Genomic DNA, 18,287 nt, shown 5'->3' with positions numbered 1-18,287 from the left:
ACGTCAACCGATGATCAGCGGGTGAATCATGGAACTACGAATCAACCAGAAGACCTATCAGGTCGATGCCGACGCCGATACGCCCTTGCTGTGGGTGATCCGCGATGATCTGGGCATGACCGGCACCAAGTACGGCTGCGGACTTGCGCAATGCGGCGCCTGCTCGGTGCTGGTGGACGGCAACGTCGTGCGCTCGTGCGTCACGCCAGTGGCCGGTGTGGTTGGCCGCGAGGTCACCACCATTGAGGCCATCGAGGCCGATGACGTGGGCAAGCGGGTGGTCTCGACCTGGGTCGATCTGCAGGTCGCCCAGTGCGGCTACTGCCAGTCCGGGCAGGTAATGGCCGCCACCGCGCTGCTCAAGCAGAACCCCAAACCGAGTGATGCGCAGATCGAGGCGGCGATGGTCAATCTGTGCCGCTGCGGTACTTACAACGCCATTCATGCCGCCGTGCATGAGCTTGCCGGCAAGGGGGACGCGTGATGAACGTTCGTATCGACCCTTCACAGCACGCTTCAGTACTGGATCTGCATGAACCGATCAATGTGTCGCGCAGACGTTTTCTGACCGGTACCGCCGTCGGCGCACTGGTGCTCGGCTTCGGTCTGCCACTGGGTACGACGCGCGTACAAGCTGCCGCTTCTGCGACGGCCGAGCGCGGCACACAGGTCCCGGCGTTCCTCGAGATCCGCCCGGACAATCGGGTGCGCCTGCTCTGCCCTTTCATGGAAGGCGGACAAGGCACGTTCACTGCGATGGCGCAGATCGTCGGTGAAGAACTGGATGCCGATCCGGCGACCTTCCTGGTCGAAGCCGCGCCACCCGGCGAAGCCTATGTGGTGATGGAAAACGGCATGCGCATCACCGGCGGCAGTATGTCGGTGCGCATGAGTTACCCGGTCATGCGCCGCCTCGGTGCCCTTGCCCGCGCCATGCTGTTGCAGGCGGGCGCGCAGCAACTTGGCGTGCCGGTGAGCGAGTTGAGCACCGAGCCTGGCAAAGTGGTGCACGCCAGATCGGGCCGCTCGCTGGCCTACGGTGAACTGGCCGAGCGCGCAATGGATTTGCCGGTTCCCGATCCGGCCTCTGTAAAGCTGCGCGATCCGAGTCAGTTCCGCTGGATCGGCAAACCGGTGAAGCGCCTCGATGCCTACGACAAGTCCACGGGCAAGGCGCTGTACAGCATCGATCTGAAGGTCGACGACATGCTGCATGCCGCCGTTCAACATGCCCCGCGCCTGGGGATGACCGTGGGAAATCTGCGCAATGAAGACCAGGTCAAGGCGATGAAAGGCGTGCATTCCGTGCATCGTCTGCCGGGCGCTGTGGCGGTGGTCGCCGAGCGCTGGTGGCACGCCAAACGTGCCGTCGAGGCGATCCAGGTCGACTGGCAAGAGCCGACGGCCGACAGCCAAGTGCGGCCGATGCCCGCCGACTTTTCCAGCGATGCCTGGTTCAAGCGCCTCGCTGAAGATAAAAGCCCTGCCAAAGATGATGAACACGAAGGCGATGTGGCTTCGATTCTCAAGGAGACCAAGACCCGGATCGACGCCACTTACCACAACCAATACCTGAACCACGGCCAACTGGAACCGCCTTCAGCGCTGGCCCGGTTCAATCCGGACGGTTCGCTGGAAGTCTGGTTGCCGAATCAGGCGCCGGACATGTTCCGCGCCGACATCGCCAAGCGCACAGGACTGGATCCGTCGCGCATCACCTTGCATTCGCCGCTGCTGGGCGGGTTCTTCGGTCGGCATTTCCTCTACGACTCGGCCAGCCCCTACCCTCAGGCCATCGCGCTGGCCAAAGCGGTTGGGCGCCCGGTCAAATTGATCTGGAGCCGCGAGGAAGAATTCCTGCGTGACGTGCTCCGACCGGTGGCGGCGGTGAATTTCCGTGCCGCGCTGGACAACGACGGCTGGCCGCTGGCAATCGAAGCGATCAGTGCCACCGAAGGCCCGACCGAAGCCCTCGCCGGCAAGCAAGGTGAAAAGCTCGACCCGACGGCGCTTGAAGGGTTGTCAGGCAAGTCCTATGCGATCCCCAACAAGCGCATCGCACAGATCTACGTCAAAGGTCCGGCGATGCTTGGCTACTGGCGCTCGGTGGGTAATTCCCTCAACGACTTCTTCTATGAATCGTTCCTCGATGAACTGGCCGACAAGGGGGGCAAAGACCCATTCGAGCTGCGCCTGCATTTACTGCGCGGCAACCAACGGCTGACCACACTGCTACAAGCGGTGGGTGAACTGTCGGGCGGCTGGAAGCGTGGGCCGTTTACCGCCGAGGATGGCAGCCGGCGCGCGCGCGGGGTGGCCATGGCTTCGCCGTTTGGTACGGAGACGGCGGTGATCGCCGAGGTGTCCATCGAGAACGGCCAGGTCAAGGTGCATGACATCTGGCAGGCGATTGACCCGGGCAGCATCGTCAATCCGGCGATTGTCGAGGCTCAGGTCAATGGCGCCGTGGCGCTGGGTCTGTCGCAGACGTTGGTGGAAGAAGCCGTGTGGATCGATGGCAAGCCGCGGGCGCGCAACTATGACTTGTATCCGATCCTGCCGCCTGCGCGAATGGCACGGGTTCATGTGCGCGTGGTCGAGAGCGGGGAAAAAATGGGTGGCATCGGTGAACCGCCGTTGCCTGCGGTCGCGCCCGCTGTCGCTAACGCGGTGGCAGCGCTGACCGGTCAGCGGGTGCGCAGCCTGCCCATGAGCCGACACACCTTCAGTTGATCAGCGCCGGAGCGTCCATGAATAACAGCCGATTCGCAAGAACCGCTGGCTGGCTGGCGGTGCCGTGCCTGGTCGCGGCAGGCCTGCTGGCCTGGTATGTCACCCGCGAGCCTGTCTCGCGTCTGGAAAACCATCAGATCGCCGTGGCCGACATCGACCCGGCGCTGGTCGCCCGTGGCGAATACGTCGCCAGGCTCAGCGATTGCGTGGCCTGTCACAGCGTGCCGGGTGGCGCGCCATTCGCCGGCGGCCTGGAAATGGCCACGCCGCTGGGCGCGATCCATGCGACCAATATCACCCCGGACACGGAAACCGGCATCGGTCACTACAGCCTGGCGGACTTCGACCGTGCCGTGCGCCACGGCGTGGCGCCCGGCAGTCGCCGTTTATACCCGGCCATGCCCTACCCGTCCTACGCCAAGCTCAGTGATGACGACGTGCGAGCGCTGTATGCGTTCTTCATGAAAGGCGTGGCGCCGGTCAAACAGGCGAACATCCCCAGTGCGATTCCATTTCCGCTGAACCTGCGTTGGCCAATTGCGCTGTGGAACGGTGTGTTTGTCGACGCCGAACCTTATGTGACCAAACCGTCGCAGGATGAACGATGGAACCGCGGCGCTTATCTCGTGCAGGGTGCCGGACACTGTGGCAGTTGCCACACGCCGCGCGGCCTGGCGTTCAACGAGAAGGCACTGGACGAGTCCGGCAAGCCATACCTGGCCGGTGCCCTGCTCGATGGCTGGTACGCACCGAGCCTGCGCGATGACCACAACACCGGGCTGGGCCGCTGGAGCGAGCAAGAGATCGTGCAGTTCCTCAAGACCGGTCGCAACCAGCACGCGGTGGTCTACGGCTCGATGACCGAGGCGTTCAACAACTCCACACAGTTCATGAGCGATGACGATCTGACCGCAATTGCCCACTACCTGAAGTCGCTACCCGGGGATCGCGAACGGGATGGCGCGCCTTGGCAGTATCAAGCGGTTTCGGCAGCGCAACATCTGGACTCGCCCGGTGCGCATACCTACGTGACGCGTTGTGCGTCGTGCCACGGTCTGGACGGCAAGGGTCAATCGCAGTGGATGCCGCCACTGGCGGGCGCCACCTCGGCATTGGCCAAGGAAAGTGCCTCGGCAATCAACATCACTCTGAATGGATCGCAACGAGTGGTGGCTGCCGGCGTGCCGGATGCCTATCGCATGCCGGCCTTCCGTGAGCAGCTGTCGGATCAGCAGATCGCCGAAGTGCTGACCTTCATGCGCAGCACCTGGGGCAATCACGGCAGCCCCGTTGATGCGCAGACGGTTGGCAAGCTACGTGAGCACACCGATCCGGCCAGCAGCAGTCCGATCATCCTGCAGATGCGTTAAGAGGAAAACCCGACGGGAGCCATCGACTTGCGTGTGGAAACGCCCTTGCGCCGTAGCACATTCCACACCTCGTCGAATGAACATACATTCATCTAAAACATTGCACCAAGCGTCTAGTCTGCGGGTTCCGACATAGTGACTACAGGAGTTACCCACCATGTTCTCGCATGAAAGCATCCCGCTGATCATCATCTTCACCATCATGCTGCTTGGCGTTCTCGTCGCCGTCCTCCACCCGGTACATGCGGTCATCACATGGCTTCGCAGACGCCGCGAAGCATCTGCAACGCAACGTACGCGAAACGCCGATTCGCGCTGAATACGTCCATCACCCGCCCGGCAAGGTCCGGGCTTTCGGCTCCCCCCTGCGCTGCACCCGGTTAAAAACGGCCAGGTGTGAATACGAGATCAACCGCCAGTCAGCTCTATCCGTTTCACTCTGGACTAACGCCACCTGCAAGTCCTCTCCCACTTACATCCAGCCTGGTTGCGCCCTTGACCCCTTCCACACCGATAAGGCTACAGAGCGATACAAAAGCGCCACTGCACGACACATCCCGGGTACACGCCAATGCAAAAGTGTGGGCCATCGGAACCTTCGCTGTCCGACATCCCCCATCACTCAGGCAGGTATTTCCATGATCAATCAACTCGACACCGTGCTGTACACCGGCAAGACCCGCACCACTGGCGGGCGCGATGGCGCATCGCGCAGTTCGGACGGCAACCTGGACATCAAGCTCTCGCCACCGGGTTCGAATGGCAGCGGCACCAATCCCGAACAGCTATTGGCAGCCGGTTGGTCGGCCTGCTTCATCGGCGCCATGGGCAAGGCAGCCGCGGCACAGAAGATCAGGCTTCCGGCGGATGTGGCGGTCGAAACCGAAATCGATCTGGGCAAGGCCGGCGACGCATTCTTTCTTCAGGCGCGCTTGAGTGTCAGCCTGCCGGGGCTGGAGCCTTCGATTGCCCAGGCGCTGGTAGACGCTGCGCACCAGACCTGCCCTTACTCAAAGGCCACTCGCGGCAACATCGACGTCACCCTGCGGCTGATCTGAATCAGCCCTGTTTGATCCTGCAAACCGCCCGATGCACGGCTTCGGGCGGTTTTTTTTACAGGGTTGAGCAATGCCGATCCTCCGGTTCAAACAACCAGAGTCGCGAACGGTCATTGAAGGATTTACGCGAACGATGTCTCGTGCTCGCTTTCGTGGACGTAAATCCACGAAATACCCGATGGCGAATCCGGGTCGAGGCGCATGAGCGCCGAGTCGACTTTCTTCTTGGTGATCCCGTTCTTGACCAGGTCGAAAACCGTCAGGAAGAAGTCACCGGGAAGCGGCGTGATCGAGAGATTGATGATGTGCGACTCGGGGCTTCCGGCACGTTTGCCGTGCAGGCCCCAAAGACGTTCCCAGTAGTTCTCGCGGTCCATGATCTGACCGTCCGTGAGCACCACCCGGAAATCATTCGCCAGGGCATCGTACAAAGGCTTGATCGCGTCTTCCGACTGGGAAGCCACACCGCGCGACCACGGGAAAAAGAGGTTGTACCAGCGGTACACCTCGGCTTGGACCAGCGCTGTTTTATCGGTTGTTTCGGTGACTCGGCTGATTGCCATCTGCGTTCTCCTTAACGAGCTCAAAGGCGCGGGTTCTCCGTTACGCATCGCCTGGGCGATGCTCCGCGCCTCATTCAAGATCCATCCTGAAATCAACGTCACGGGGTCAGCTCGAAAGCGCTTAATGACTTCAGAATGTCTCCTGTCATTTGGCTGACCCGGCCACAAAAGTAGACACCAACCTGTTGGTTTGCATGGCAAGCTGACCAACGGTGTAACCGGCTCCTGCGCTGCAAGTGCCGCGCTTAAGCGGTTCCTTGATCACGTTTGTCCACTCCCTCTCCTCCTGCGCAATTTCACATTTTTTTCACGAAGCGCTTTGTTGCTGTAAAAAACCCTGACACAATTATTAGCAATGATTCTCAACAGCTCTTTGTTTGCTATTTAAAAATCAGGAAGCCTTCATGTCGCGCCCTACCTCGCCGCATCGTTTCAACCCGTCACGCAACCTCCTGTCCATGGCCATCTGCATGGCCGTCATGGCCCCGGCGCTGGCCGATGAAACCCGCGAGGCGCAGGACACCGCCCCGCCCGCCACCCTCGAGCTCGGCGCGACCGCCATCACTTCCACCGAACTGGGCAGCACCACCGAAGGCTCGGAGTCCTACACCACCGGCACCATGGCCACCGCCACTAAACTGCCGTTGACCCTGCGCGAAACACCGCAAGCCGTCACCGTCATCACCCGCCAGCGCATGGACGATCAGGCGATGACCAGCATCAATGATGTGGTCAACGCCACGCCAGGGCTGTTCCTCGACTACTCCAACGGCCCAGGTCGGCAGTCCTACAAAGCCCGGGGTTTCGACATTGATAACCTGATGTACGACGGCATTCCGAGCGGCTACAACGGCGTGAACGTCGGATCCCAGCCGAATCTGGCGATGTTCGATCGGGTTGAAGTCGTTCGGGGTGCGACCGGTCTGGTCACCGGTGCCGGCAACCCTTCGGCGGCGATCAACCTGGTGCGCAAACGGCCATTGGCCGAGCAGCGCGTGACCCTGACCGGCGCCGCCGGAACCTGGGACAACTATCGCGGCGAGGTCGATGCTTCAAGCCCGCTCAACGACAGCGGCACCCTGCGCGGCCGGGTCGTCACGTCCTATCGCGATTCCAACAGTTTCATCGATGACGTAGACGAGCAACACAACCTGTTCTACGCCGTCACCGAAGCCGACCTGAGCGATGACACCACACTGACCCTCGGCTTCTCGCACCAGAAGGACAGAACCAACTACTTCTGGGGCTCGTCGATGATCGGCCTCGACGGCCATCACCTTGATCTGCCGCGCTCGTATAACCCCGGCACTTCCTGGGAAGACAAGGATCAGGAGATCAACACCGTCTTCGCCGAGATCCGTCAGCAACTGGCCAACGACTGGAAGCTGCAGGTCAACGCCAACTATTCCGAACAGAACGCGCTGTTCTCCGGCTCGTACCAGTCGCGCTGGGTCAACGACACCCTGGCCCGCACGGTTTACCAGTCCAAGGCCGATGAAAACCAGGCAGGTCTCGACGCCTTCTTCAGCGGTCCGTTCGAAGCCTTCGGGCGCAGCCATGAACTGGTGGTCGGCGCCAGCAAACGCATCTACGACCTGACCACTCACAACTACTCACCCTACGACACCAACTGGCCGATCAACGCCAGCAAACCGGACTTCGTCCACACCAACAACACGCGTGAAGTCACCACTCAGGACGGCGTGTACCTGACGACTCGCCTGAGCCTGGCCGACCCGCTTAAGCTGATCCTCGGCGGACGCCTGGACTGGTACGACTACGACAACCGCGATGGCGACGGCGACTACAAAGTCACCCGCAACGTCACCCGCTATGCCGGCCTGATCTACGAGCTGGACGACCATCATTCGGTGTACGCCAGCTACAGCGACATCTTCACCCCGCAGAGCAACAAGGGCACCTCCGGTAACCCGGTCAAGCCGATCGTGGGCAAGAACTACGAGGTCGGCATCAAGGGCGAATACCTGGGCGGCGCGCTGAACGCCAGCCTCGCCGTGTTCCGCGTCGATCAGGAAAACCGCGCGGTGCAAGTGTTCGTCCCGAACTGCCCGCAGTCGTCCTGCTATGAAGCCTCCGGCGAGATCCGCAGCCAGGGTATCGACCTCGAGCTGCAAGGCGCGCTCACCGACAACTGGCAGATCGGCGGCGGCTACACCTACGCCCGTACGCACACCATCAAGGACGAGGCGAACCCGCAGAACGTCAACAAGCAGTTCGACACCGACACCCCGGAACACCTGTTCAAACTGACCACCCGCTACAACTTCCAGGGCCCGCTGGAAAAACTGCGCGTGGGCGGCAACATCTCCTGGCAGAGCCGCATGTACAACGACATCGAACTTCTTGATGGCGGCAACTACCGCCTCAAGCAAGGCGCGTACGCCGTGACCGACCTGATGGCCGGCTACCGGGTCAATGAAAACCTCGATCTGCAACTCAACGCCAACAACATCTTCGACCGCAAGTACTACTCCACCATCGCCAACTCCGTCAGCTACGGCGGCGACAGCTATGGCACGCCGCGCAACATGATGCTGACGGCCAAGTACACCTTCTGAGTTGTCCAGGCGCAGGGACGCGCCAACCCCGCAGCACTCATCCCGCCACGCCCTACATACCAAAGCGTTAATTTCAAAAACCCATGTCTGGTGGTCAGTCGTACCCCTTTGCCCAAAGATTGCCTTCGGCCAGGACTGCAGCCTTGCGCCGCCTGTGCAACTTCTTTAACTCAATGGGTGTTCAAAATGACTGACGAGAAAAACGGAACCACCCGTCGTGGCTTGATCACGACGGGGGCCATGGCCGCTACCCTGGCGGTGGCATTGCCGGCGCTGGCGACGCAGCAGACACCGGCATCCGCGTCAGGGGGCAGCAAAAGCGCCGGTAACGGCAGCGGTACGGGAATGTTCACCGTCAAGGATGGCACGCAGATTTTCTACAAGGACTGGGGCCACGGCCAGCCGATCGTTTTCCACCACGGCTGGCCCCTTTCGAGTGATGACTGGGACACGCAAATGCTGTTCTTCCTCAACAAGGGCTTTCGCGTCATCGCCCATGATCGACGTGGCCATGGTCGCTCTTCGCAGACCGCCACGGGCAACGAAATGGACACCTACGCCGCCGACGTTGCCGAGTTGATGGCGCACCTGAACATCCGCAACGCCGTGCACATCGGCCACTCCACCGGCGGCGGTGAAGTGGCGCGCTACGTGGCGCGGCATGGTCGCGGCCGGGTGGCCAAGGCCGTGCTGATCGGCGCCGTGCCGCCCATCATGCTGCGCACCGCAAAAAATCCCGGCGGCCTGCCGATGGAGGTGTTTGACGGGTTGCGCAAGGCACTCGCGCAGAATCGCAGCCAGTTTTATCGTGACTTCCCGAGCGGCCCGTTTTACGGCTTCAATCGCCCAGGTGCGAAAGTGTCTGAAGCGATCGTCGAAAACTGGTGGCGTCAGGGCATGAACGGCGGGATCAAGGCGCAATACGACTGCATCAGCGCGTTCTCCGAAACCGACTTCACCGATGACCTGAAAAACATCGATGTGCCGACCCTGGTGCTGCACGGTGAAGATGACCAGATCGTGCCGATCACCAATTCGGCTCACCTCTCAATCAAATTGCTCAAGCACGGTACGCTGAAAACCTACCCCGGCCAGCCCCATGGCATGTGCACCACAAACGGCGACACCATCAACGCGGACCTGCTGGCGTTTATCAATGCATGAGGTTCCAGGGCCGCGCCCTCACGACAAGCCACGTACAGCCCCCTGAAAAGAAAAGCTCCGATCGAGTCGGAGCTTTTTTATTGGGCGAATCACACAGCCGTTGCAGTTATCTACCGGGCCATCATCAACGTCTGATCGACGGGCAACGCCGGGCGTAATTTTGGCACTACCTGCAATTCAATCGGCGTACCGAAAAACGCCTGGCAGCGCGAACGCAGCCAACGCTGAGCGCAATCGTTGTGCGCAGCGGCACGCCAGACCATGGAAAGCTCCCGCGATGGCAGCAACAGAGGGGCCGGCTCGGCCCTGATGCCATTCACCGAGGCCATGGCCCTGGCCACGTAATCCGGAACGATGACCAGCATGTCGCTCTGCGCCAACAACCTTGGCAAGGCACTGAACTGCGGCACCGCCAGCACCACTTTGCGCCGACGTCCGAGCAGGTCCAGCGCGTGGTCGGTGTCGTCTTTGGCTTTGCCCATGGATGACACGATGGCGTGCGGTCGCTCGCAGAACTCATCGAGCGCCAGCAGGCCCGGGCGGGTATCCGAGCGCAGGAGCATTGGCCGGATCGACCGCAGACTCTTGCGTCGAGCGTTGGCCGGCAGATCGAGCGTAGGGCTGATGCCCAAAGAAATCTCGCCATTGAACAGCCGCTGCGACATCTGCTGCTGATCGACGCGCAGCACCACCAAGGCAATATTCGGCGCCTCGCTACGAAGCTGGCGCAGCAGTCGCGGGAGCAACGCGTATTCGACATCGTCGGACAGGCCGACCTGAAAGGTCACCTCGCTGGTAGCTGGGTCGAAGGGCTGGCAACGGCTCAACGCCGCGACAACGCCATCCAGCGCCGGCGTCAGGTTGGCGAAAATTTCCTCGGCCCGCCTTGTCGGCTCCATCACCCTCCCCGCACGAACGAACAACGGATCGTCAAAAAGCACACGCAAACGCCCCAGCGCGGCACTGATGGTCGGTTGACCGAGAAACAGCTTCTCGCCGACCCGGCTGACGTTGCGCTCATGCATCAGCGTCTCGAAGACCACCAGCAGATTGATGTCGACACGACGGAGTTCATTTCTGTTCATGAAGTTCACCACCCGGCACGCGGCCATTGAGATCGACGGAGAGCTGTTAAAGGTTAAGGGCGCGGCTGCCGGACGTCTGTGGTACTTGGGGACAGCGGGATCATGCGTTAGGTGAGTGTTTTGATACTTGTGTATGAACCGTTTGAAACCGATAGCTGCATCGGGCCGCGCAAAGACCGGTGCAATGGCCGTTTTTTCGGGTTTTTTGTCCTAGCTGGCGGCGTGCTGCGCCACTACGATGCTTAACCGTCTATCTACTTACGCCCACACCTGCGCAACGTGTCGCACGGCGCTATCGCCAGCGGGACCGTGTCTCTGGTCGGGCATCAACCCGCACGAGCAAACACCGGCCGCCGGGCCAAGGGATTCGCCACAACGTCACAACCTTTTGGGAAAAGAGCAATGAACAACAATCCCATCAGCAACAACCCCAGCGAGCCGGTGGTATTCATCGTCGACGACGATGCCGCGTTGCGCGAATCCCTCGGCAGCCTGTTGCGCTCCATTGGTCTGCGGGTGGAGCTGTTCGGGTCGGTCGCCGAGTTCATGACGTATCAACGTCCGGACACGCTGAGTTGCCTGGTACTCGACGTGCGTCTGCAAGGCAGCAGCGGGCTGGATTTCCAGAATGAACTGGCCACCGCCGGAATCAATGTGCCAATCGTGTTCATCACCGGACACGGCGATATCGCCATGACCGTGCGCGCGATGAAAGCCGGCGCGGTGGACTTCCTGACCAAACCGTTTCGCGAGCAGGACCTGATCGATGCCGTCTGCGCCGCACACTCGCGGGACAAGCAGCGTCGCGAGTCAGGGCGGCATGCCGATGAACTGCGCGCCCGTCATGGGACGTTGACACCCAGGGAGCAGACGGTCATGGCGCTGGCGGCCTCAGGCTTGATGAACAAGCAGATCGCCGGGGAAATCGGCCTCAGTGAAATCACTGTGAAGATCCACCGGGGCCAGGCCATGCGCAAAATGGGCGCGCGCTCATTTGCCGACCTGGTGCGCATGGCCGAAGTCATCGCGGCGCTACCTGCACATCGGTGACCGAATGAAACGATACGGTATGGCTCAAGCCGCCGTGGCTGGCCGGCACAATCAACACTCAAGTTCCGAACAACTAACACTTGGGTATAGCCGGTTCATACGCAGTCATACTGCAAATGACCCAATGCAGCAGTGCCAGCGTAGAAGTCTTCGAATAAGATCTTTATTCAAATAACCATTACTCAATACAACGATTGGTGAATGACAGACAGTCGCCAACAACCGTCATGCCTGAAAAACAACTTCAGACTTTTTAACCTCTTCATCAATACGCCTTTCATAGCGTTTGCCTGCTTCATCGAAAGAACACGCCCTGCCGTCCGATAGCAAAAATCTGGAAGAATAAATGTCTATCATCAAACGTCGCGCACAACTTCTTTGTTCAGACGCCTTCGCCTGGCTTTGCGCCATAGCGGTCGGCAGCATGATCTATATCACCAATGCGTACCTTGATCTGGACGTTGCGCCGACGTTGTTCTACATCACGCTGGTATTCATGTCAGCGAACATCTTCCCGGTACCGGTATTTCTTGCCGTCGCGTTGGGTTGCCTCACGCTGCTGACGGCCGACTTCCTGGTCGATGAAGGTTATCGCGATCACCGCAGCATCGCCGGATTCGTCAGGTGCCTGATCGCGCTGACGACCATTTCCCTGCTGGCACTGCGCAGCAAACGCGCCACTGAAACGCTGCGGCGCAAGGAAGCGTTCTTTCTCGGCGCACAGAAGCTCAGTCACACCGGCAGTATCGGTTTCATCATCGACAAGAAAGTCAGCGTGTCCTTGTCCTGGTCGGAAGAGTCCTCGCGCATTTTCGAGTATCCGCCGAGCGTCACCCCGACACTCGCCCTGGTCAAGTCACGCACCCATCCCGATGATCTGCCGGTGATCGACCAGGTGCTGGACCAGTTCGCGCGCCGGCAGGAGCTGATCGAAGCAGAGCATCGGCTGGTCATGCCCGATGGCCGGATCAAGCATGTGCAGATGATCGCCAGCCCCATGCCCAGGCACCGCGGGCGCACGGAATACGCCGGGGCTCTGATGGACGTGACCGCCAGCAAACAGTCCGAAGAGGCGCTGTTCCACTCGCAAGCCACCCTCGCCCACGTCACGCGCCTGACGTCGATGGGCGAACTGGCCGCGTCGATTGCCCACGAAATCAATCAGCCGCTGGCAGCGGTCATCACCAGCGGCGAATCCTGCAAACGCTGGATCAATCGTCCCGAGCCGAACCTGGAAGAAGCGCGCCGTTCGCTGGACCGGATCATTCAAAACTCCGTCAGGGTTTCCGACGTCATCGCCTGTATCCGGGCCTTGTCGCGACACAGCGAGGTGCAGCGCAATGTCGAAGTGTTCGACGACATCGTCAGTGACTCGCTGACGCTCATGCAACACGACATCTGCTTCCATGAGGTTCGCCCGCACGCGCAACTGGGCACTCGCGGCGCGCTGATCAAAGGCGACCGGGTGCAGCTGCAGCAAGTCATCATCAATCTGATCATCAATGCCTGCCAGGCCATGGCCAACGTGCATGACCGGGCCCGGACACTGCGGATCACCACCTCGATCCTGCACAACGAGGCCGTGCTTGAAATCGCCGACTCCGGCGTCGGCATTGCCGAAGACATCCTGCCTTCACTGTTCGATCCGTTCTTCACGACCAAGCCAACGGGCCTGGGCATGGGGCTCTCGATCTGCCGCTCGATCATTGAGTTCCACGGCGGGCGCATCTGGGTCAACAGCACCGAAGGCGTCGGCACGCAGTTTGTGTTTGCGATTCCATTGGCTGCGCTCGAACACGATCAATGACCGTCATCCACCCCTGATGTCGCCCCGTGGCGATATGGAGATCAGCATTGCCTATCGAAAGTACAAACCCTGGCGCTGGACCCGAAACCCCGCAATCAAGCCGTACCGTCGTTTTCGTCGCATACCCGCAAATGGGCCTGCTGGACCTGACCGGTGCGCAGACCGTGTTCTGGGCAGCGACCTGCAGACTGGCGCAACTCGGTTTGCCCGGTTATGCCTTGCACACCGCGAGCCTGCAAGGCGGGCCGGTGCAGACCGGCGAAGGCCTGGTGGTTCAAACCCGGCGGCTGGATGAGCTCGGCGACGAGCCGATCAATACGTTGATCGTTCCGGGCTCGGCGTTCATCAGCCAGGCGTTGCGAGACAACGCGCCGCTGGTCGATTGGTTGCGCGTCACGTCAGCCACGGCCAACCGTACGACGTCGGTATGCAGCGGTGCTTTTTTCCTGGCTCAGGCCGGACTGCTCGACGGCCTGCGCGTGGCGACACACTGGTTGATGGCTGACATGTTCGAGCGGCTGTTCCCCAGGGTCGAGCTGGATCGCGAGGCCATCTTCGTTCACCAGGCATCGGTGTGGACCTCCGCCGGCGTCAGCGCAGGGATCGATCTGGCGCTGGCGCTGGTTGAGGCCGATCACGGTCGCGAGCTGGCCATGCAGGTCGCCCGGCGCATGGTGGTTTACTACCGACGCCCGGACAACCAGAAACAGTGGAGTCCGCTGCTGCAATCACAACATTCAATCGCGCACGAGCGCTAGCCGGAGACGGTGGTCATGAACGCACCGCACAAACTGTATTTGGTCAGTCACCCGCCCTGCGTCACCCGCTATGGCACGCACACATCGTTGTCCACCGCTGAGCGCGTGGAGATCATCGACGCATTGACGCAGACCCTGAGCGCGACGCTGAGCATTCTGGCGCGGCTCAGGCACAGCCAGCAGACACTGCACGCTGTCAGCTTTTTACCGGTGCAGACGCTGTTTCGCAGGCTGTTGAATGCCAATACCCGTTACGCCGACTTTCTCGTCACCGGCATCACCGACCTGGGCGGCCATGCCCAGCGCGACGCGCTCTACCACCTCAATGAAGCTCCCGAACCTTTATGCTTTGCCGACTGCCTTAAAGGCATTGACCGCGCCCTGCGCCGACTGCGGGCCGCCGATGCCTTGTTCCGCGACTGTCGCGCCAGCGCAATTGCCAACAACGACTACGCCAGCCGACAACTCTTTGAAGCCTGCACTCGACATAACAGTTACTTTCTTTCGTTAATCAACAACCATTTATTTGCTGAACATTGATTAACTTTCGCAACTAACAAAAAAGCCAACCAAACATACCCACGTATACTATTCCACAATTTTTGAAAGCGTATCTTGCAAGTATGGCGGGCGCGACAGACACCCGCAAAGAACGCAAGGTTTCCCATGTTCAACTCAGCTATTGTTTCAGTTGTCGATGATGACGAACTTGTTCTGGTTTCAATGGACAGTTTGTTGCGGTCTTGCGGTTATACGGTCAAGACATTCAACAGCGCTTTTGCATTTCTTGAATCGAGCGCGCCAGAGCAGACCGGGTGCCTGATCTCGGACATTCAGATGCCCGGCATGTGCGGGGTCGAAATGTACGAGGCGCTGGCGGTCAGGAAGATCCACATTCCGACGATTTTCATCACTGGCAAACCGGGCCTGCCCCCCGAGTTCAGTGCCCGGGTGAAGACGCCGGAAGGTTATTTCTCCAAACCGTTCCATACCGAGGCTCTGCTGGCTTGCATCGAGCAGGCGCTGATGCGCCGTCGTTGAGCGGTCCTCTCGAACAACTCGATGCAGAGCCGCCGCTGCCCGACCGACAAACCTCAAAGCAAAAAAAGGCCCCGCAAGTTCATCACTTCGGGGACTGATTTTTATCGAGCCCGGCCGAATGCAGCCAGGCCGCCGACAGCCGATCAGTAATCCCAGAACGCTGCAATCCAGCGGAACGCATCGCCATCGACCGCCACGCGGCCCACCGACGGGAACGGCAGGTGGGTGGCGACAAACCACTCGCCGCTTGCCGCCGCCTCACGCATCAGGCGTACGCGGACACGCACCGACTCTTCAGGATCATGCTCGAAACCGTTGTGCCATTCCGGATGCTCGAAGGCCACCGGAAACAGGGCGTCGCCGGCAAAGGTCAGGCGTTCGCCGCCCGAGTTGACGTAGACAATGCTGTGCCCCGGCGTGTGACCGCCGGTGAGTTTCACCACCACCCCCGGCGCCACTTCGTATTCATCCTCGAAGGTGCGCACCTGGCGGCGGTAATCGTTGATGAACTGATTGGCCGTCGCGCGCAGAACGTCAGGCACTGGCGCCGGCATGACGGTCTGGGTGAAGTCCGGCGTCTCCCAGAACTCGACCTCTTTTGCCGAGACGTGAATGCGCACGTCCGCACGCAACCGGCTCTTCACCTCGTCGACCAGCAGACCGCCGACATGGTCCATGTGCATGTGCGTGATCACAATGTCAGTCACGCTGGCCAGATCGATGCCCGCCGCTTCCAGCCGTTTCGGCAACTGGCCGGCCCGGGGGAAACCGGGAAACTGCCCGCCCAGTCCGGCGTCGACCAGAATGATCTGCTCGCCGCTGCGCACCACCAGCACGTTGAGTGCCCAGTCAAACGCGTCCGGCCCCAGGAACATGTCCTTGAACCAGGCGGCGCGAGCCTGCGGGTCGGCATTTGTGGACATGGTCGAAGTCGGCAGCGGCAGCACGCCGTCGCTGATCACCACCACGTCGATGTCGCCGACCTGCAGTGCGTAGCGCGATGGCACCAGCTCCTGCGCCGGAGCGAATGGCTGGCGGGTGACGGACGCCTGCCGGTCATCGGTTGCGTTGGTTTGATTGGAGTGATTCAGATACGTTGACATGGTCGCTTTCCTCTTGGCTGAGTCAAAATTTCCCGGACGAATGCCCTTGCTGGCGCAAGCGCTGAATGGCGCGCCTTGAAATCGAGTGTGCATCGCGACCACGACGTCCAACACCATACGCGGGTATAGGGCTTGAACCACATCGACCGAGTAACGCCGCTGTTGAGGTGGCTGTGGCCCATACCAATGTATATTCGCGCTCCTGCCCGCAAACACCGAAACTACGGCGCACCGGATCGCCGAAAAGCGGGCGATCATCAGGTCCCTGAGCAGTCATGAACTCTATTTTTCACCAACCCGACCCTCTCACCTGCTTGCTCGCGCAACCGCGCACGCTGGTGTTCCTGGCGTATCCGCAGATGGGCTTGCTGGACCTGACCGGCGCACAAACCGTGTTCTGGGCCGCGTCCAAGGCCATGGCCGAACGCGGCTTGCCTGGCTACGCGTTGCACACCGCAAGCCTGGACGGCGGATTGATCGCCACCGCCGAAGGGCTGTCGGTCAACACCTTGGCCCTGCGCACCTTTGACGAGACAACCATCGATACGCTGATCGTGCCCGGTGCGCCGAACATCCGTCAGGCCATGCTCGACAATGTTGCGTTGGTCGACTGGCTGCGCGCGGCGTCGGCCAAGGCCAGACGCACCGCCTCGGTGTGCAGCGGCACCTTTCTGCTGGCCCAGGCCGGGCTGCTGGAAGGCTTGCGCGCAACCACCCACTGGGGCATGTGCGACATGCTCAAGGGTGGTTTTCCGAGTGTCGATGTCGACCTTGATGCGATCTACATCCAGCAAGGCAACGTCTGGACTTCCGCCGGGGTCACGACCGGGATCGACATGGCGCTGGCGCTGGTCGAGGCCGATTGCGGCCGCGCCGTGGCGTTGAAGGTGGCGCGGGAGCTGGTGGTTTTTCTCAAACGCCCTGGCGGTCAGGCGCAGTTCAGCCAGTTGCTGCAAGCGCAGATCGACGACAGAGGCTGCTTCGAAGAATTGCACCTGTGGATCAGCGAAAACCTCGGCGACCCGCAATTGAGCGTCGAATCGCTGGCCCGACAGACGCAGATGAGCCCGCGCAATTTCGCGCGGGTCTACAAACGCAAGATCGGCCGCACGCCGGCCAAGGCACTCGAGCTGTTTCGCCTGGAAGCGGCGCGACGAATGCTCGAAGACTCTCAGCGCAACATCGACCAGATCGCACAGTTGTGCGGGTTTGGCGACGAAGAACGCATGCGCGACACCTTCTACCGTCACCTCTCGGTCTCGCCCCGGGAATACCGCAGCCGGTTCTCGCGCTGACGCCACACAGCGCAATGGCGCCGGGCTCGCAGACTTTCAAATACGGTCGCTATACACACGTATAAGTACGCCGCCGAACCGAGCGGCGTATCGTGCGGCAATGGCGGGCGTCCTCGACGGGCTACCCGAGATCAGCCCTGGTAAAGCAATGTCCCACACCGCTGTTATATCGGTTGTCGATGATGATGAGTCCGTGCGCATGGCGCTGGACAGCCTGTTGCGCTCTCACGGCTACACCGTGCAGTTGTACCCGAACGCGGAGGCTTTTCTGGCGATGAAGGCGCCGCCCCGCCCTGGCTGCATCATCTCGGACATCCAGATGCCCGGTCTGTCCGGTATCGAGATGTATGATGAGCTGTGCGCCCGAGGCGTGCGCATCCCGATCATTTTCATCACGGGCTACCAGGGGCGTCCACCACGGGTCAACGCCGCATTCCCCGAGCCCCTCGCCTATTTCCCTAAACCCTTCCCGTGCGGCGAACTCATCACCTGCATCGAAAGCGCATTCAATCGCGCCGTTTGACTGCCCTCTTTCTATACCTGTGTATACCCCACCCCATACCTAAGCATATCGGCACTGACCCTATGTAGAAGTGTCTCGCCGCACCTTCCCCGATAGCATCTTCCCCAGCGAATCGAACCGGCTCTGCGGTTGTTCACAACCACCTGCTTCGTGCAGAG

17 protein-coding genes are annotated in these 18,287 nt (G+C 60.8%); 14 read left to right on the top strand and 3 right to left on the bottom strand.

Going from position 1 to position 18,287, the window contains the following annotated elements; all coding sequences use genetic code 11:
- Positions 1 to 28: 28 nt before the first annotated feature.
- From PDR5_RS13060 to PDR5_RS13045, 5 genes are all read left to right on the top strand, one after another.
- The gene (locus PDR5_RS13060; protein ID WP_027613020.1) at positions 29 to 484 is read left to right on the top strand and encodes a (2Fe-2S)-binding protein; all 456 of its coding nucleotides are present in this window, start codon (positions 29 to 31) and stop codon (positions 482 to 484) included.
- Complete coding sequence (locus PDR5_RS13055; RefSeq protein ID WP_064596059.1) at positions 484 to 2,733, top strand: xanthine dehydrogenase family protein molybdopterin-binding subunit; 2,250 nt, start codon at positions 484 to 486, stop codon at positions 2,731 to 2,733. Before PDR5_RS13060 ends, PDR5_RS13055 begins: the two co-directional genes overlap by 1 nt.
- A 17-nt stretch (positions 2,734 to 2,750) precedes the next feature.
- A complete protein-coding gene (locus PDR5_RS13050; protein WP_064596057.1) occupies positions 2,751 to 4,103 on the top strand; it encodes a c-type cytochrome in 1,353 nt (450 codons plus the stop codon).
- A 157-nt stretch (positions 4,104 to 4,260) separates the two neighbouring features.
- Positions 4,261 to 4,422 carry a hypothetical protein gene (locus tag PDR5_RS29860; protein ID WP_172829481.1) on the top strand — a complete coding sequence of 54 codons (162 nt, stop codon included), beginning with the start codon at positions 4,261 to 4,263 and terminating at the stop codon, positions 4,420 to 4,422.
- 319 nt (positions 4,423 to 4,741) lie between these two features.
- Entirely contained in the window at positions 4,742 to 5,161 is a 420-nt protein-coding gene (locus PDR5_RS13045; RefSeq protein WP_064596055.1) for an organic hydroperoxide resistance protein, read from the top strand.
- Between the two features lie 122 nt (positions 5,162 to 5,283).
- Here the strand turns inward: PDR5_RS13045 and PDR5_RS13040 are convergent, their stop codons facing one another.
- Positions 5,284 to 5,724: a hypothetical protein gene (locus PDR5_RS13040; RefSeq protein ID WP_064596053.1), complete on the bottom strand. Its 441-nt coding sequence runs from the start codon at positions 5,722 to 5,724 to the stop codon at positions 5,284 to 5,286.
- Positions 5,725 to 6,128: 404 nt separating this feature from the next.
- Here PDR5_RS13040 and PDR5_RS13035 point away from each other — a divergent pair, with 404 nt between their 5' ends.
- A complete protein-coding gene (locus PDR5_RS13035) occupies positions 6,129 to 8,303 on the top strand; it encodes a TonB-dependent siderophore receptor (RefSeq protein ID WP_064596051.1) in 2,175 nt (724 codons plus the stop codon).
- Positions 8,304 to 8,648: 345 nt separating this feature from the next.
- A complete protein-coding gene (locus PDR5_RS13030) occupies positions 8,649 to 9,467 on the top strand; it encodes an alpha/beta fold hydrolase (RefSeq protein ID WP_064600791.1) in 819 nt (272 codons plus the stop codon).
- 110 nt (positions 9,468 to 9,577) lie between these two features.
- On the opposite strand, the gene PDR5_RS13025 is transcribed toward PDR5_RS13030, so the two are convergent.
- Positions 9,578 to 10,552: a LysR family transcriptional regulator gene (locus tag PDR5_RS13025; RefSeq protein ID WP_064596048.1), complete on the bottom strand. Its 975-nt coding sequence runs from the start codon at positions 10,550 to 10,552 to the stop codon at positions 9,578 to 9,580.
- Positions 10,553 to 10,954: 402 nt separating this feature from the next.
- On the opposite strand from PDR5_RS13025, the gene PDR5_RS13020 reads away from it, so the two are divergent.
- The 5 genes from PDR5_RS13020 (at position 10,955) to PDR5_RS13000 (ending at position 15,208) form a co-directional block, all read left to right on the top strand.
- Positions 10,955 to 11,602, top strand: a complete 648-nt coding sequence (locus tag PDR5_RS13020; RefSeq protein WP_011333881.1) for a response regulator transcription factor — start codon at positions 10,955 to 10,957, stop codon at positions 11,600 to 11,602.
- Positions 11,603 to 11,948: 346 nt separating this feature from the next.
- A complete protein-coding gene (locus tag PDR5_RS13015) occupies positions 11,949 to 13,409 on the top strand; it encodes a PAS domain-containing sensor histidine kinase (RefSeq protein ID WP_064596046.1) in 1,461 nt (486 codons plus the stop codon).
- 47 nt (positions 13,410 to 13,456) lie between these two features.
- Positions 13,457 to 14,167 carry an AraC family transcriptional regulator gene (locus PDR5_RS13010; RefSeq protein ID WP_064596044.1) on the top strand — a complete coding sequence of 237 codons (711 nt, stop codon included), beginning with the start codon at positions 13,457 to 13,459 and terminating at the stop codon, positions 14,165 to 14,167.
- 15 nt (positions 14,168 to 14,182) lie between these two features.
- Positions 14,183 to 14,707 (top strand): hypothetical protein, encoded by a 525-nt coding sequence (locus PDR5_RS13005; RefSeq protein WP_064596042.1) that lies wholly within the window; start codon positions 14,183 to 14,185, stop codon positions 14,705 to 14,707.
- A gap of 126 nt (positions 14,708 to 14,833) precedes the next feature.
- Positions 14,834 to 15,208, top strand: a complete 375-nt coding sequence (locus PDR5_RS13000; protein ID WP_064596040.1) for a response regulator — start codon at positions 14,834 to 14,836, stop codon at positions 15,206 to 15,208.
- Positions 15,209 to 15,351: 143 nt separating this feature from the next.
- Here the strand turns inward: PDR5_RS13000 and PDR5_RS12995 are convergent, their stop codons facing one another.
- Positions 15,352 to 16,311 (bottom strand): MBL fold metallo-hydrolase, encoded by a 960-nt coding sequence (locus PDR5_RS12995; protein ID WP_064596038.1) that lies wholly within the window; start codon positions 16,309 to 16,311, stop codon positions 15,352 to 15,354.
- Between the two features lie 275 nt (positions 16,312 to 16,586).
- Between PDR5_RS12995 and PDR5_RS12990 the strand changes: the two genes are divergently transcribed.
- Positions 16,587 to 17,606 (top strand): GlxA family transcriptional regulator, encoded by a 1,020-nt coding sequence (locus tag PDR5_RS12990; RefSeq protein WP_064596036.1) that lies wholly within the window; start codon positions 16,587 to 16,589, stop codon positions 17,604 to 17,606.
- Positions 17,607 to 17,754: 148 nt separating this feature from the next.
- Positions 17,755 to 18,129, top strand: coding sequence for a response regulator transcription factor (locus PDR5_RS12985; protein ID WP_064600789.1), 375 nt, complete (start codon positions 17,755 to 17,757; stop codon positions 18,127 to 18,129).
- Positions 18,130 to 18,287: the final 158 nt, after the last annotated feature.

It is taken from the genome of Pseudomonas sp. DR 5-09, from assembly GCF_001655595.1.
GTDB lineage: Bacteria > Pseudomonadota > Gammaproteobacteria > Pseudomonadales > Pseudomonadaceae > Aquipseudomonas > Aquipseudomonas pharyngis.
Note: the sequence above shows the minus strand (reverse complement) of the source record. Positions and strands in the feature narration are given on the sequence as shown.